The following is a 17,238-nucleotide window of genomic DNA, read 5'->3' as shown; positions in this document are numbered from 1 at the left end:
ATACGAAATACATGAAGAATTTATTATATACAATGGTCCTGATGTTTGGCTTTGTATTTAATGCCATAGCACAGGAAAAAGTTGTAGTAACAGGAAATGTAACCGACGGGAAAAATGAACCGTTGGTTGGTGTAAACATTACCATAAGTGATATGCCTGGTTTAGGTACGATTACTGATGTTGACGGAAATTTTAAAATTTCAATGGAACCCTACCATAAACTGGTTTTTTCTTTTATTGGGTTTGATACACAGGAGATTCTGATCAAAGAACAAAGGGTTCTTAATATACAAATGAAGGAATCAGAAGGAAGTGAGCTGGAAGAAGTGGTTGTAACTGGTACCGGGGCAAAAAAGAAGGTTACGGTAACCGGAGCTATCACTACCGTAAAACTTGAAGAGATGAAGTCTAATCCTTCGGCAAGTATTACGAATAGTCTGGCTGGTAATGTGGCAGGTGTAATGACCATGCAATCGTCAGGACAACCTGGTAGAAACGTATCTGAATTCTGGATCCGTGGTATTTCTACTTTTGGTGCAGGAAACAGTGCCTATGTGTTGGTTGATGGATTTGAACGTGATTTGAATGATATCAATATTGAGGATATCGAATCGTTTTCAGTATTGAAGGATGCTTCGGCAACTGCGATTTACGGATCAAAGGGTGCGAATGGGGTTATATTAATTACAACTAAGCATGGTAAGGCCGGTAAAGTTAAGATTAATGCAAAAGTAGAGAGTACCTACAATACCAGAACAATAACGCCTGAGTTTGTGGATGGTAATACTTATGCATCATTGCTTAATGAAGCTCGTGTAACCCGGAATATGATACCCAAATATTCTAATGAAGAGTTAGCAATTATCCAGCATGGACTTGACCCTGATCTTTATCCAAATGTGGATTGGTGGGATAAAGTAATTAAAGACGGGGCTTATAATTATCGTGCAAACCTTAATATCAGTGGGGGTAGTAACAAAGCCCGTTATTTTGTTTCTGCCAGTTATATTGAAGAGCAAGGTATGTACAAAACAGATAAGGCAATAAAAAATGAGTACAATACCAATGCAAACTACAAACAGTGGAACTACCGTTTAAATACAGATATTGATATTACACAAACAACACTTTTAAAAGTGGGTGTTTCCGGTTCTTTATCAAAGGAAAATACACCTGGTTTGGGTGATGATCTTTGGGGTGTGTTATTTGGATATACTCCTTTGCTTTCTCCTATTACCTATTCAGATGGTCGTATTCCTGCTTATGGACAAGGAATTTTAACAAACCCATGGGTGGTTTCAACTCAAACAGGTTTTAATGAAAACTGGGATAATAAAATTCAAACCAACGTTACCCTTGAGCAAAATCTGAATTTTGTAACAGAAGGTCTTCGTTTTATCGGTCATTTTGGATATGATACCAATAACAGCAATAATATACAAAGAAGAAAATGGCCTGAGCAATGGTATGCCCAAAGAAGAAAGCCAGATGGAACATTGGATTATAAAAGAGTCACAGAATCTTCACCTATGTTTCAGGCGAGTAGTTCAAATGGTAACAGAAGAGAATTCCTTGACCTGACCATGAAGTACGATCGTGCATATGGCAACCATCACATTGGAGGTACTTTTAAATATACCCAGGATGCCTTTATTAATACACAGAATTTAGGAGATGATCTTAAAACCGGAGTGGCCAGACGTAACCAGGGTATAGCCGGACAAGCTACCTATAACTGGAATCTACGTTATTTTGCAGATTTTAATTTTGGTTATAATGGTTCCGAAAACTTTGCTCCGGGGCATCAGTTTGGTTTCTTTCCTGCGTTTTCTGTAGGTTGGAATATGGCTGAAGAAGGGTTTATTAAAAACAACCTTCCCTGGATGAATATGTTTAAGGTACGTTATTCTTATGGAAAAATTGGTAATGATAATTTAGGTGATAACCGTTTCCCATACTTGTATACCGTTCAAATAGCAGATTTACTTCCGGAGGAACATCGAGGTGGATTGGGCTATCAATGGGCTGAGTATGGAAATGACCGATCATACAGTGGTGCTTTTTACAGACAGGTTGCTTCGCCTTATGTAACCTGGGAAATTGCCACCAAAAAAGACCTTGGGGTTGATTTTTCTATCTTTAATGATAAACTATCTGCAAACGTCGATTATTTTGAAGAAAGACGTGATGGTATTTATATGGATAGGAACTATTTGCCGGATATGGTTGGGTTAGAAAATTATGATTACTATGATGATGGTGATAAAGGGGTTCTGATTCCAAGTGCCAATGTGGGTATAGTTGAAACCAAAGGTTTTGATGGCCGCTTTGACTACAAACAAAAAGTTGGTGCTGTTGATTTAACGGTTCGTGGTACTATTACTTATAGTAAAAACGAAATATTGGAAAAGGATGAAAGAAATACTATTTATCATTATCAACAGGAAAAAGGATACCGCGTAGATCAGAATAAAGGATTAATTGCTCTTGGCCTTTTTAAAGATTATGATGATATCAGAAACAGTCCGACACAAGAGTTCGGGACTTACCAGCCTGGTGATATCAAGTATAAAGATGTAAATGGAGATGGTGTGGTTAATGGTGGTGATGAAGTTGCCATTGGATCAACAAGAAGACCTAGTTTAATTTATGGTATGGGTACCACAGCCAGATGGAAGAACCTGGATGTAAATGTTCATTTTCAGGGTGCTGGTAAAAGCGATTTCCCTATTTATGGTAAATGTGTATATGCATTTAGCGAAGGGATGTGGGGTAACGTATTGTCAGGAATGGTTACTTCTGATCGTTGGATTTCTTCTGAAATATCAGGAGATCCATCCACAGAAAACCCGAATGCGAAATATCCAAGGTTAAGTTATGGAGGAAATGACAATAATTACCGCAATTCAACTTACTGGTTACGCGATGGATCATATCTAAGATTGAAAACAGTGGATTTAGGTTTTACTATTCCAAAGAGGATTGTTAACAAGCTACATATAAGCAATGCCCGTATATCTTTGGTAGGAACAAATTTGATAACATGGTCTAAATTTAAATTGTGGGATCCGGAAATGGGTAGTCCGCGAGGAGAGAAATATCCTCCTTCAAGGTCAATAACATTTGGATTAAGCGTAAACTTATAATACTAATGGCGATGATAAATAAAATAAAAATATTTTCAATACTATCCATTTTAGCAGGCATCTTTGGTTCCTGCGGAGATTATCTGGATTCAGACGAGTATTTTAAAGATCGGGTTACCGATGAAAAAATATTTTCGAGTAAGTTGTATTCTGAAGAATGGCTGGCTCATACCTATTCATTCTTGAAAAATGAATGTGCAGATGTTAGCAGTAAGGGGTATACTCCTCATTGTTTTGCTGATGATATGTATTATGGTGACAGGGATATAGAGTATGATAATAAGGAAACAAATTCTTTGTCGTATAACCAGTTTCATATGGGTAGTTATGATGAAAATACCAAGCAGGATACCTGGACTCAATGTTATAAAGGGATACGTAACGCATCTATATTTATCAAGAATATAGATATCAATGAAGATCTTGATGCGGAAGGGATAGCCGATTATAAGGCTCAGGCACGTTTTGTAAGGGCATATTATTATTGGTTGTTGCTTCGTAAATATGGTCCTATTCCTTTATTACCTGATGAAGGTATTGATTATACGGATAGCTATGAGGATATTGCCTTGCCTCGTAATTCGTATGAGGAATGTGCAGCATATATCAGTAGTGAGATGGTTCTTGCTGCCAGGGATCTGAAAACATACCGCGATGAGCAATCCATAGGAAGGCCTACCAGGGGGGCTGCTTTGGCAACCAGGGCTATGGTGCTTCTTTATGCTGCCAGTCCTTTGGCAAACGGTAATACTGATGGTTATGCACAACAGCTTACAGATGATGAAGGAAGGTTATTGTTGTCTACAGAGTACAACGAAGAAAAATGGGCAAAAGCAGCGGCTGCAGCTAAAGATGTTATTGAACTGGGGGTTTATGATTTGTACGTGGCCAGTTACAGAACAGCAGGTACTTCTTCTTTTCCGGCTACTATAACACCACCTGAAAACGCTGAGTTTTCTAATAAGGATTGGCCTGAAGGATGGGCTAATATCGATCCTTTTGAATCGTACCGTGCTGTGTTTAACGGAACGGTGAGTGCTTCGGATAACCCTGAGTTAATATTTACAAGGGGTAACAACGGAGGAGAAACTCCGGATGCAATGGTGGCTCACCAGTTGCCTCGAATTGCTTCAGGCTGGAACACCCATGGTCTTACACAAAAACAGTGTGATGCTTATTATATGAATGATGGTACTGATTGTCCCGGAAAAGATAAGGAAATTGGTCGTGGAGACGGTAGTGAAAGGGTTACCGGGTATGTTACTGCGTATGATGCCTATTATGGTAATTATAAGCCGCTTGCTAAAGGTGTTTCGCTTCAGTATGCCAACAGGGAACCCCGTTTTTATGCCTCAGTAGCCTATAACGGAAGTGTTTGGCATTTAGAAAACGAATCGGAAGAAGTTAACAGGGAACAGCAAGTATTCTACTATCGTGGCGATAAAGATGGTAACGGCTATACCAATACCATGTTCTGGCTTCGTACTGGTATTGGTGTGATGAAGTTTGTGCACCCAAGGGATACCTACGAAAATGGTGATATTAATAATGTGGTGGACAAAACAGAACCTGCCATACGTTATGCTGATGTGTTGCTGATGTATGCCGAGGCACTAAACGAATTGAGCGGATCATACTCTATCCAATCGTGGGATGGTTCTCAAACTTATGCCATTAGCAGGGATGTAAACGAAATGGCAAAGGGAATTAAGCCGGTACGTATTAGGGCAGGGGTTCCTGACTATTCTGCGGATGTGTATTCTGATCAGGATTTATTCAGGAAAAAGCTGAAGCGTGAAAGACAAATTGAATTGATGGGCGAAGGAAAACGTTATTATGATTTGCGCCGTTGGAAAGATGCTCCTGTTGAAGAGTCTATTCAGATTTATGGATGTAATGTTTTAATGACTTCCGGAGAAAAAGACTTGTTCCACACGCCTGTTGCTGCATTTGCGCTCCAGTCAACGTTCTCTGAAAAAATGTGGTTTTGGCCAATCAAACATGAGGAGCTAAGACGAAACGAGCGTTTGACTCAAAACCCGGGATGGACATATTATAATTAAGAGTAAAAATATCATGATTAAGTATTACTCACACAGGATAATGATTAAAAGCTCAGAGTTTTCTTATCTCTGCATGTGTGCTAATCAGTCTTGATACTTGATACTTGCGTCTTGATACTAATTTTTAAACAGATGAAAAATATATATCAAATACTATTTTTACTGACTATACTGGTAATGTATAGTTCATGTAACGATGAATGGGAAGATGAGCAGTTCGAGCACTATGTTTCGTTTAAGGCTCCTCTTGATGATAATGGGGTAACTCCTGTATATGTACGATATAAAGCAGATGGGGCAGTTACCTATAAGCTTCCGCTAATTGTTAGCGGCTCTAAAAATAACATGGAAAACCTGCAGGTTCATATAGGTGTGGATTCAGATACCTTAACAACTCATAATTATGCACGTTTCCAAAGTCGCGAAGAGTTATATTATAGAGAACTGGGAAGCTCGTATTATGAAATGGCTCCTACCATAGATATTGCAAGTGGTGAAAATACCGCTTTATTGGATATCAATTACTCTTTAAAAGATATTGATTTGGTGGATAAATGGGTTTTGCCTTTGACCATACTTAATGATGATTCATATAATTATGTGGCAAATCCTAACAAGAACTATAAAAAAGCATTGCTCAGGGTTATGCCTTTTAATGATTATTCAGGTTCATACAGTAGTACGGCTTTAAGCATTTATTTAAAAGGTTATGAGGATGATGCAGCAATTGTTCGTAGTACAACAATGCTTTATGTGGTGGATGAAAGCACTGCATTCTTTTATGCCGGTACAGTGGATGAAGATAATACCGATCGTCGTAGCTATAAGATTAATGCAAAATTTAATGAAGACAATACCGTAACGCTTACTGCAGAGGATCCTAATATTAAATTTGTATCAAACAGTACACCTGTGTTTTCAATTGAAGAAGAGGTGAATTATGAGCATCCTTACATATTGGATCGTTATGTGACTATTAGTAATATTGATTACGACTTTACAGATTATACTTCGGTAGAAGGGTATGAGATTAACTATACCGTTCAGGGTACCATTATGCTTCATAGAAGTATAAACACCCAGATTCCGGATGAAGATCAGGCTATTCAATGGTAAATATTGTTTGTCAAGGTTTGAAAGTACGACTTCCCCTCTGTAAAAGACAGGCAGAGGAGTCGAACGATTATTTCAATTCTTGATTAGCATAATTTGCCAGCTTGTACAGGCTAAAACTTTTTTACAGGGTGTTATTTAATTTGATAACACCCTATGTTTTTTTATTTCAAATACCATGTCAGGGATGATAATAGCTTTAATTACACAGAAAATTTTACCCTCAATCTTATTGGTGTTTTTCTTTTCACCGGTAATTTTTCAAATAGTTGCAGGATTAAAGGCTCTTAGGCATAAGATTAAACTTAAATTTTGGATTGTTTGTACTATTAACCTGAGTTCGACATAAAATTTTGGATTCAGATCGCTTATAAATAGTGAGTTTCAACTGGAAATTATGAAAGAATAGCGGGCTATTTTGAATAATTTTCAGGAAGAAAATCGCTGTTTATAAGCGAAACTTATATGCTTTGTCATAAAAAACTAATCTCCTGCGTTAAATTTTTCGAGCTAGCTCGCTAGCCCTGCAAAATTTGCCTTGTATATCAGCTTTTTATGACAATCTGAATTCTAAAATTTTAATCGAACTCAGGTTATTAGTATAGTGAGTCAGTTTTTAGCAACTCATTTTATGTTATTACATATGGCTCATAATATGAAAAAATCAGGGATTAATGATGGGCTTGGTTCTTTTGGAGTTAGCGTTTTGGGGATGTTATTGGTTATTATAATACTTATATTGATAGGTGTTCAATTGTTGATAAATCGAAGGCGTGTTAAATCAATTGATCGTTAGATTTTAGATAATAGAAATTAGACTGATTTACAATTCGCTTAAAATCAATAAGATAATAATTTTGTTCTATACTTCCCAAACATAACAAAGGAGTCTTTAAACTTTAAACTTTATACTTTTCACTTGATACTTGATACTTGTGTTATAAAATAAATAATCATGAAATACATATCCGCCATACTCTTGTTATTTACTTTTTTACATGCTAATTGCGACAGGAGAAAAAACAATGAAAAAAGCAAAACAAACTTTACCCCACATGAGGCAACAGTTTGCATCGATGCCTTTAACAAAGCCTTTTATAATACCTCTACAAAAGTTTATAACATATCCACCGAAAAAAAACAGCGTGCAGCCATTTGGACCCAGGCTATTTACTGGGATATGATTATGAATGCCTACAGTCGTACCAAGGATCAAAAATATTTTAAGCTGATACATGAGATATACGAAGGCGCCTGTGGCCAGTACGATAATTTTAACTGGAACAACACAACAGAATGGTTTATTTATGATGACATTATGTGGTGGGTTATATCACTCTGCCGTGCATACGAGATAACAGGAGAAGATAAATACCTTGAATTGGCTGTTTCCGGTTTTGATCGGGTATGGTATGGTTCGGAAGGGATTGATGAACGTGGATCGTATGATAAAGAAAAAGGCGGTATGCGATGGGGATGGAAACGTGACGAGTGGAAAGGTAAAATGTCATGTATCAATTACCCTACAGTTGTTGGTTCGGCTTTATTGTATCAGCTTACCGGAAAAGAGGATTATTTAAACAAGGCAAAAGAAATATACGATTGGTCTGGTGATAATTTGTTTAATAAATCCACCGGAGCCGTTGCCGATTCCAAACATGGTGATGGGGAACCGCATTGGAAAATGCACTTGTATAATCAGGGAAGCTGTATAGGGGCTGGAGTTGCCTTGTATCAAATTACACATGAATCAAAATATTTAGCGGATGCTGTTTTGGCTGCTGATTATGTAAAAAACGAAATGTGCGATGCAAAAGGAATGTTCCCATTCGAAAATGGAATAGAACAAGGCGTTTATGCCGCAATTTTTGCCCAATACATTGTTGAACTAATAGATTGTGATCAGCCTCAATATCATAAGTGGTTGCTAAAAAATATCAACAACTCCTGGAAAAACAGGGATCAGATGAGAAAATTGACTTTCAAAGATTTTGCTATTCCATGCCCCGAAGGGGATATTGAAGTTTATGATGCCAGTGGTTGTCCTGCCCTGATGCAGCTTGTTCCTCCAAAATTGAAGTAAACAGTGTTTGAAAGAAAACTCGATTTTATCCTGGCCCCATGCAACGCATGGGGTTATGTTTTTACTCCATATCCCGATGTCAATCAACAGTCCGTTGAAAAATTTACCCCGTGACTAAACAGTCAAACCCGACTTTTGAATTAAATGGGGCGTAACTATATAGTCAAGGCCCATTTTTTTTTTAAAATGCCCTTTAACCATTTAGTCACGGGCCAAAAAAGCAAAAAAATGGCCATGACTGTTTAGTTAAAGGCTCCAAAACCATTTTTTTGCCCCATGACCGTTTAGTCACGGCCAAAATTTTGATATTTCCGGGAATAACCATTTAGTCACAGCTACTCTGCGGAGGCGATGCCCTTGTGCGTTCGGAGTGAAAGTTATCTCTCACCAATTTTCATGAAATATCTTAACTGACCGTCACAAAAATATAAGAGTATGCATATTGTTAATACTAATAAAGGTTATATGATAATGAGCGATATGTTAGGGTATCTAAACCGCCTTCATGTAAAAGCGTTAAAAAAATCAGTAAACGAAGCGTTAAGAAAGAAAATCCCGTTCAAGAACATTGTGGGATTTGAATTTCAAATCCCTACAAATTCTAAAACGGGAGAGTTCTTTTCTTTTAGCGAAGAGCGGTGATTTTTTAGCTTTTTCATGTCAGCGGCGGCTTTCTTTGTTTACTTTCTTCAGCTGAAGGAAGAATTGGAGCAAAGCGGAAATCACGAACACCTATATTATAATTCGTGAGCTAAAGTAAAAGCCCGTCGGCTTGAGACAAAAGTAATGTAAGTCTGAAGATTAATATTTTAGTTGGACACTAGTGATAAAATATCATGCCAATTATGATTATTACAAATAATACAAAAAAGCAGTAATCTAATGAGTAATAAACTTACCCTGGTTGTATTTAAATATGGATGGTAATGAATAGAAAATTAATATTTAAATAATGTAATTGTAATGAAATTAAAGAAATTAATTAAACATGGTTTAAATGGGGTGGTTGTGTTTTGCACTATATTGTCTTCATGTACAATGAGTTCAAATAAGCAAGCTTCATATACAGCGGAGATGCGTGCTCCTGCTTATCCTTTAATAACAATTGATCCTTATACCAGTGCATGGTCTATGTCAGACCAGCTTTTTGATATCCCTGTCCGTCACTGGACAGGGAAAACTCAATCCTTAATTGGTGCAATCAGGGTTGATGGCGAAGTATATCGTTTTTTGGGTAAAGAAGATATCCCGTTAAAAGCAATTGTGCCTATGGCCAGTGAAGGAGCATGGAAGGCAAAATACACTACCAGCAAGCCATCAAAAAACTGGTTCAAATCTGATTTTAATGATAAATCATGGAAAGAAGGTAATGGAGCCTTTGGAAACAACGGCAACCAAAATGCACAAACAATCTGGGAAACAGAACATATCTGGGTGCGCCGCGAGGTTTCAGGTGTTGATTTATCTGGTGTATCAAAGGTATATTTAAGATACTCGCATGATGATGATTTTGTGTTGTTTTTAAATGGGGAAGAAGTGTTGAATACTGGTAACAGTGCCAGAGATAACCGTATTGTTGAGTTTGATGCTTCCTTGTTAAAAAAGGATGGAAACAATGTATTTGCTGCTTATTGCCAAGACAGGGGTGGTTTGGCTTACCTTGATTTTGGTATTTATGTGGAGAATGACAGGGAGCAGGCTTTTTCAAAAACTGCGGTTCAAAACAAGGTAGCTTTGTCTGCAACTCAAACGCACTATAACTTTACGTGTGGTCCGGTTGATTTGGATGTAAGGTTTATTTCTCCATTGCTGCCTGGCGACCTGGATATTCTTTCACGTCCGGTAAATTATGTGGATTATGATGTGGTATCCAATGATGGCAAAGAGCATGAGGTTCAGGTTTTCTTTGAAATGACTCCGGAGTGGGCAGTAAATAGCCCTTCGCAAGAGGCAGAAGTAACCAGGGGTACTATTAACAACCTGGCCTATGTTAAAGCAGGTACCACCAAGCAGGAAATATTAAAGCGTAAAGGTGATAATGTGCGTATTGATTGGGGATATGCTTATTTAGTGGCAGCAGCTGATCAGGATAAAACAGTTGGGTTAGGTGACTATAATGGCGTGAAAAACGACTTTAAGCAAAAAGGTATGATTAGCTCACAGCTGGCTTCAAAAGTAACCCGTCCGAGTCAGGAAATGGTTTCAATGTTTGTATGCGATAACCTGGGGTCTGTTGGATTAAAACCAGCCCAAAGCACAGTTATGGTGGCTTATGATGATGTGGAGTCTATTCAGTATTTTGGCGATAACCTAAAGGCCTGGTGGGCTCATGATGGAGAAGTGTCGTTTGATGAGGTTTTAACCTTGGCAGCAAACGATTATGTATCGGTTGTTGAAGCATGTAATAAACTGGATAACCAGGTTTGGAACGAAGCCCTGAATGCCGGTGGTAAAAACTATGCTGAATTATGTGTGTTGGCTTTCCGTCAATCCATTGCAGCCCATAAGCTCGTAAAAGATAAGCAAGGAAATATCCTGTTCTTGTCGAAAGAAAACTTTAGTAACGGATCTATCGGAACGGTTGATGTGACTTACCCTTCGGCTCCTTTGTATTTAAAGTATAATCCTGAATTATTAAAAGGAATGCTGAACCCAATTTTTTATTATTCAGAAAGCGGAAAATGGACAAAGCCTTTTGCTGCACACGATGTTGGTACTTATCCATTGGCTAACGGACAAACATACGGTGGCGATATGCCTGTTGAGGAATGTGGAAATATGTTGGTATTAACCGCAGCCATTGCGCATCAGGAGAGAAATGCTGACTATGCAGCAAAACATTGGGAAGTGTTGACTGTTTGGGCTGATTACCTGTTGGAAAACGGATTGGATCCGGAAAATCAGTTATGTACTGATGATTTTGCAGGACATTTTGCTCATAATGTTAACCTTTCGGCTAAGGCAATTATGGGAGTAGCCAGTTTCGGGCGTTTAGCTTCTATGCTTAACAAAAATGAAATTGCAGATAAATATATGTCGGCTGCAAAGGATATGGCAGCAAAATGGATAGAGATGGCTAAAGATGGCGATCACTATAAGCTGACTTTTGATAAACCGGGTACCTGGAGTCAGAAGTATAACCTGGTTTGGGATAAACTTCTAGGGTTTAATATCTTTCCAAAGGATGTGATACAAACAGAGATTGATTATTACCTGACCAAACAAAACAAATATGGTTTGCCATTGGATAATCGTCGTACCTATACAAAATCCGATTGGGTAGTATGGACAGCAACCATGGCTAATAGTAATGAAGAATTCCAACAGTTTATTGATCCTTTACACCTGTTTGTAACAGAAACCGAAGACCGTGTTCCTATGACAGACTGGTATGAAACTCCGAATGCACGTCAGGTAGGATTTCAAGCCCGTTCAGTGGTTGGTGGTTACTTTATCAAACTTTTAGAGTAGTAGTATGATGCCTTGATAGGGGGCTGTTATTAAAAATATGAAGTATTTTTATAACAGCCCCTTTGTTGTTTCTATTATACCACAAGCCTGGCCCGTGTTGCCCGATTTATGTAGTATCAATCGGGTTTAATTCATGAAATATTTAAATTACATGCCATGATGAAGTTTAGTGTATTAGTTTTTAGTTTGCTTATAAGTTTATTTTCAGTTTGTGGCCAAAGCTTTACAAATCCTATATATGAACTGGAAGACCCTCATATTGTAGTTTATAACGGGAATTATTATGCAACGGGGACTACAGGCGGGAACATTGTTCTTAAAAAGTCGGCTACCCTGGAAGGGTTAAAATCAGCTCCGGCTATTGAGGTATTTTCCCCGGCAAAAGGAGGTCCGTGTTGTGCTTATTGGGCGCCGGAATTACACCGTTTAAACAATAAATGGTATATCTACTATACAGCCAATGATATAGATAATTTAAGCGGACAAAGAACATATGTGATCGAAAATTCATCCGATAATCCCCAAACGCAATCCTGGGTTAGTAAGGGTAGGATATATGATTCATCGGCTGACTATTGGGCTATTGATGGAACAATACTGTCGTTAAATGGAAAGAATTATTTTGTTTGGTCAGGAGTTGCCCATCCTTCTGATGGGGATAAGCCACAACGGATATATATCGCTGAAATGAGCAATCCATGGACCTTGGTGCCGGGAAGAACCCTGCTCAGCAGTCCCGATCAATCATGGGAAAATAACGGGAGTGTGAATGAAGGTCCCGAGATCCTTAAAAGAAATGGTAAAGTATTTTTGGTGTATTCAGCCAATGGTTGCTGGACACCGGATTATATTTTAGGGATGTTGTCAATGGATGAAACGGCAGATCCTTTGAATCTGCAGGCGTGGTATAAATATCCGGATCCTGTATTTGTTAAAAAGCCGGAGTTTCAGGTTTATGGACCCGGACACCATTGTTTTTTTACCTCAATTGATGGCACTGAAGATTGGTTTGCCTATCATGCCACAACAGAATCGGGAGGTGCTTGTGATCATACCCGTAGTGTAAGGGCACAGAAGCTATTTTGGAATACCGATGGAACACCAGACTTTAGAGAAGCCTTACCTACCGGAGTCCGCTATAAAGCCCCTTCCGGAGAGACTCTTTTGCCATCTCAGTTACCTGTTGAAAATGGCGTATATAAAATATTGGCTCGCCACAGCAGTAAGGCTCTTGATGTTGCTGCATGTTCGCAGGCAGCAGGAACCAATGTGCACCAGTGGGACGATAATGGTTTGGATTGCCAAAAATGGGTGATTCAGGCTACTTCGGATGGGTATTATACGATAACAGCTGTAGCTGGCGGACTGGCTTTAGATGTGTCAAATTGTTCGGTGGCAAATGGTGCCAATGTGGGATTGTGGTTGCCCAATTCAGCAGATTGCCAGATGTGGGAAATTATAGAGAGTTCAGAGGGATACTATAATATTGTATCTAAAAGAAGTAATAAGGCACTTGAAATTGCCCTGAGTTCCGCAGAGAGTGGCGCCAATTTGCAGCAGTATGAGCTGTTAAATACTACAAATCAGCAATTCGATCTTGTTTTTGCCGGTGAATATGTGAACCCGGACCCGGGGTATGTTTCATGGGAAAGCTACAATATGCCGGGAAAATTTATCCGTCATCAAAATGGGAGGGGACGCATGGACAGTTATATGACAGATGCCCGGGATGCTTATTGGAAAATAGTTCCGGGATTAGCAGGTCAGGGAGTTTCATTACAATCCATGAACTATCCATCCAATTATTTGTGTTATAATAATGGGGATTTAGTATTGAGTGAAAACGAAAGTACCCAGGATTTTTATAATCAGGCCACGTTTATTGAGAGCCCCGGTCTGGCCCATGATAAATTGGTTTCTTTTCAATGCTATTTGTATCCGGATAAATATATCAGGCATAGAAACAACCTCCTATATGTGGAGACTATTTCTTCAGACCTGGATAAAAAGGATGCTACTTTTGCCCAAATAGGCGATAGGGGTATTAATACCAATAATGATGAAATAGAAAGGAAGCAAAATATCCGTTTGTTCCCAAACCCAACCAAGGGGATATTACATATCAGGGGATTGGATCAGGGAGAAAAAGAAATTAAAGTTTATGATATTTCCGGCAAGCAGGTACTGGCAATTTTATCCGATTGCGAAACCCTTGATATATCCACGTTTTCCAAAGGCATTTACTTCATTGAAATATCTACAGGAAAGGAAACTTATATCAGTAAAGTGATTCTTATTTAGGGATAGCAAGGAAAGTTTTTGAAGATTAATTGAAATCCCCTAATAGGTTTGATGCTTGTTTGGGGATTTTATTATTTGGAGTGGGTTTAAAATTTGTAGTTAAAAAAAAGAAATAGGAGGAATGAGTAATCTTTGCTTTGTTCTTTTATAGGTATATGAACCTTTATAAAAACTCCTCTCGAATGAATATATTTATCAGAAAAGCAATCATATTTTTGAGCCTGGCACTTTCGTTAAACTTTCAATTCACTTTTGCTCAATCAGAAACCTGGACTGCAAACTGGATCTGGACCAATGAAACTGGACTGGATAACACCTGGGTGAATATCCGAAAGAAAGTAACCCTCGATTCAAAACCAACCACAGCCTTAACCCGAATAGCTGCTGAAAATAAATATTGGTTGTTTGTAAACGATTCGTTAGTGGTGAACGATGGTGGTTTGGATACCCGACCTGATTTACAAAATACCTACTATGATGAAATTGATCTGGCACCATATTTAACAAGTGGTGAAAACATTATAAGTGCGTTGGTTTGGCATAAGGGTGGGCCCGATTGCTATACGCAACGAACCATAGAAAATGGAGGATTTCTTTTTGAATCTCATCTAACAGGATCAACTCTAACGGAAATTCTTACAGACAGAACCTGGAAGATAAAAGTTGATTCAGCGTTTTTACGTGGTGTGCTAAAGTACAAATATGGAGTGAGTGGAACCGTAACTTTTAGTAATGATAACTTTGGTGGTGATCCTCTTGAAGGTATGCCAAAGTTTGGATATTACAGACCTGCCGGCAGCACACAACCTTTTAAACAATGTGCCAACGAAAACGAATCATTCACCTTACCTGAAAAATGCGATATTGCTTATGGTAATACAGAATCTCCCTTGCGCATTTGGAATTCTTTTAAATGGTTGGCTTACCCCGTTACTTATGATGCAAGACTTGAAATTAAAGGCTGGCACACTTACGATTATGATGATTCATCATGGACATATGCTACAGAGAAAGGTATACCTCCGGTTTCTCCATGGAATAAACTGGTTAATCGTACCATTCCGATGTGGAAAGATAATGGCTATTTAGAGTTTACCAACCAGTCAGAGCTGCTGACAACAATTTCAGGGAACGATACTATTGAGGCGATTCTTGATAATAATATCCAAGGCATGCCCTACTTTAAAATAAATGCCCCCGCAGGTGTTCGTTTACGCATGGTGTTAAACGACTATTATTACCAGGATTATATTACCAAAGAAGGAGAACAGGAGTTTGAATGTTTTGCATGGCAAAATTCAAGTAGTCACAAGGTACAATTACAGTTTAACAATGTAAGCGGATCAATTGAAATACTTGATTTAAAGTTTCATCAAACTTCATATAATACAGAGATTATAGGTTCTTTTAATTCAAATGATACGCTGTTGAATACATTGTGGGAAAAGTGCAAAAACACATCACTGGTATGTATGCGTGATTATTTCTTTGATTGTCCTGATCGTGAACGCGGGCAATGGTGGGGAGATGTTTCTGAACAGATCCTTTATGCCTTTTATATTTATGGTCAGCAGAGTACCCTGCTTTCTAAAAAGGCTTATCGGGAACTAATGTATACCCAAAAAGAAGATGGTTCGCTTTATACCACTGCACCAGGCACAGAATTCCATCTGCCAGACCAAAACCTTGCTGCAGTATCCATGCTTTGGAATTATTACTTGTATACTGGTGATAAAGAATTACTAGTGGAACTTTATCCTTATATAAAGAAATACATCAACTATTTGGTTTCTACTTCAAATGCTGATGGACTGTTGATACTTCAGCCTGATGTTTGGAACTGGATAGATTGGGGCGGTAACATGGATAATGAGACAGGTAGTGTAAATGCCGTAAGTAATGCTATTTATAGTGTTTTGCTATCCAATATGATACATATTGCAGAAACACTTAACAAGACTGATGATATACTCTTTTACAAAGGCTTGCAAGAAAAAGTGAAAGTTCATTTTAACGATTATTTCTGGAATGGAGAAGCATACGCCTATCATAAAAAGGATGGTGTGCAATCAAAAGTGGTAGATGATCGTACCAATGCCTGGGCTGTACTTGCCGGATTTGCTGATGAGGACAAGAAAGATAAAATTCTGGAAATTTTAAAGACCCGATACGATGCCAGTCCTTATCAGGAGATGTACATCGATATGGCCATGTTACAGCTTGATCCTGTTGCTACATTAAACCGTATCAGAACCAGGTATAAAGCCATGGTTGATAGTTGGTCATCAACTTTATGGGAAGAGTTCCCGGCAAAGGGTAGTACAAACCACGCATGGTCAGCAGGTCCACTTTATAATTTGAGTGCATTCTATTTGGGGATTAGGCCACTAAAGCCAGCTTATTCTCTATACGAATTTTTACCCATAACAGCTGATTTAACTCATATTTCAGGAACAGTTCCTACGCCGCATGGAACAATATCAGCATCATTTAATCTTGATAACGAAGCAAAATGTTTTACACAAGAAATATCATCGCCGGATCATACAGTCTGTCTTGTTTGTATTCCTAAAAAAGTATTTGGGGGCAGTAAAAAAGTGAAAATTACAGTTAATTCCGTTACAATTTGGCGCAATAATAAACCAGGTTTCCTTATGGATGGTGTAGAATTCGATAGCGAGGACGAAGCGTATATAAAGTTTAAAGTGAATCCCGGAAATTATACCTTTGTAAGCACAAGTAAACGTTAGAAAGTCGATTTTTTTATATCGAAAATCATTACTGACCGAGAAAAAATATAAGAGTATAGATATTGTTAATATTAACAAAGGCTATATGATATTGAGCGATATGTTAAGGTATCTAAACCGCCTTCATGTAAAAGCGTTAAAAAAATCAGTAAACGAAGCGTTAAGAAAGAAAAGCTGTTTGAACGCAGTGAGTTCTTTTCTTTTAGCGAAGAGCGATGATTTTTAGCTTTTTCATGTCAGCGGCGGCTTTCTTTGTTTACTTTCTTCAGCTGAAGGAAGAAAGTAAAAGCCCGTCGGCTTGAGACAAAAGT

The 17,238-nt window shown here is 38.2% G+C and carries 8 protein-coding genes; all 8 read left to right on the top strand.

From position 1 onward, the window contains the following. Positions 1 to 11: 11 nt before the first annotated feature. The 8 genes from OM074_RS02430 (at position 12) to OM074_RS02395 (ending at position 16,927) form a co-directional block, all read left to right on the top strand. A complete protein-coding gene (locus tag OM074_RS02430; RefSeq protein WP_301197683.1) occupies positions 12 to 3,146 on the top strand; it encodes a SusC/RagA family TonB-linked outer membrane protein in 3,135 nt (1,044 codons plus the stop codon). An 11-nt stretch (positions 3,147 to 3,157) separates the two neighbouring features. After that, on the top strand, positions 3,158 to 5,209 hold the full coding sequence (locus OM074_RS02425; RefSeq protein ID WP_301197682.1) for a RagB/SusD family nutrient uptake outer membrane protein: 2,052 nt from the start codon (positions 3,158 to 3,160) through the stop codon (positions 5,207 to 5,209). Positions 5,210 to 5,341: 132 nt separating this feature from the next. Continuing rightward, a complete protein-coding gene (locus OM074_RS02420; RefSeq protein WP_301197681.1) occupies positions 5,342 to 6,325 on the top strand; it encodes a DUF4973 domain-containing protein in 984 nt (327 codons plus the stop codon). A gap of 952 nt (positions 6,326 to 7,277) precedes the next feature. Further along, on the top strand, positions 7,278 to 8,405 hold the full coding sequence (locus OM074_RS02415; RefSeq protein ID WP_301197680.1) for a glycoside hydrolase family 76 protein: 1,128 nt from the start codon (positions 7,278 to 7,280) through the stop codon (positions 8,403 to 8,405). 435 nt (positions 8,406 to 8,840) lie between these two features. After that, positions 8,841 to 9,047 carry a hypothetical protein gene (locus OM074_RS02410; RefSeq protein ID WP_301197679.1) on the top strand — a complete coding sequence of 69 codons (207 nt, stop codon included), beginning with the start codon at positions 8,841 to 8,843 and terminating at the stop codon, positions 9,045 to 9,047. 321 nt (positions 9,048 to 9,368) lie between these two features. Beyond that, positions 9,369 to 11,876 carry a glutaminase family protein gene (locus tag OM074_RS02405; RefSeq protein ID WP_301197678.1) on the top strand — a complete coding sequence of 836 codons (2,508 nt, stop codon included), beginning with the start codon at positions 9,369 to 9,371 and terminating at the stop codon, positions 11,874 to 11,876. A 156-nt stretch (positions 11,877 to 12,032) separates the two neighbouring features. After that, the gene (locus tag OM074_RS02400; RefSeq protein ID WP_301197677.1) at positions 12,033 to 14,177 is read left to right on the top strand and encodes a family 43 glycosylhydrolase; all 2,145 of its coding nucleotides are present in this window, start codon (positions 12,033 to 12,035) and stop codon (positions 14,175 to 14,177) included. A gap of 182 nt (positions 14,178 to 14,359) precedes the next feature. Continuing rightward, complete coding sequence (locus OM074_RS02395) at positions 14,360 to 16,927, top strand: alpha-L-rhamnosidase-related protein (RefSeq protein ID WP_301197676.1); 2,568 nt, start codon at positions 14,360 to 14,362, stop codon at positions 16,925 to 16,927. Positions 16,928 to 17,238 lie beyond the last annotated feature (311 nt).

The sequence above is a fragment of the Plebeiibacterium marinum genome (assembly GCF_026013615.1).
Lineage (GTDB): Bacteria > Bacteroidota > Bacteroidia > Bacteroidales > Marinilabiliaceae > Saccharicrinis > Saccharicrinis marinus_A.
The sequence above is the reverse complement of the archived record's forward strand: the minus strand, read 5'-3'. Positions and strand labels throughout refer to the sequence as shown.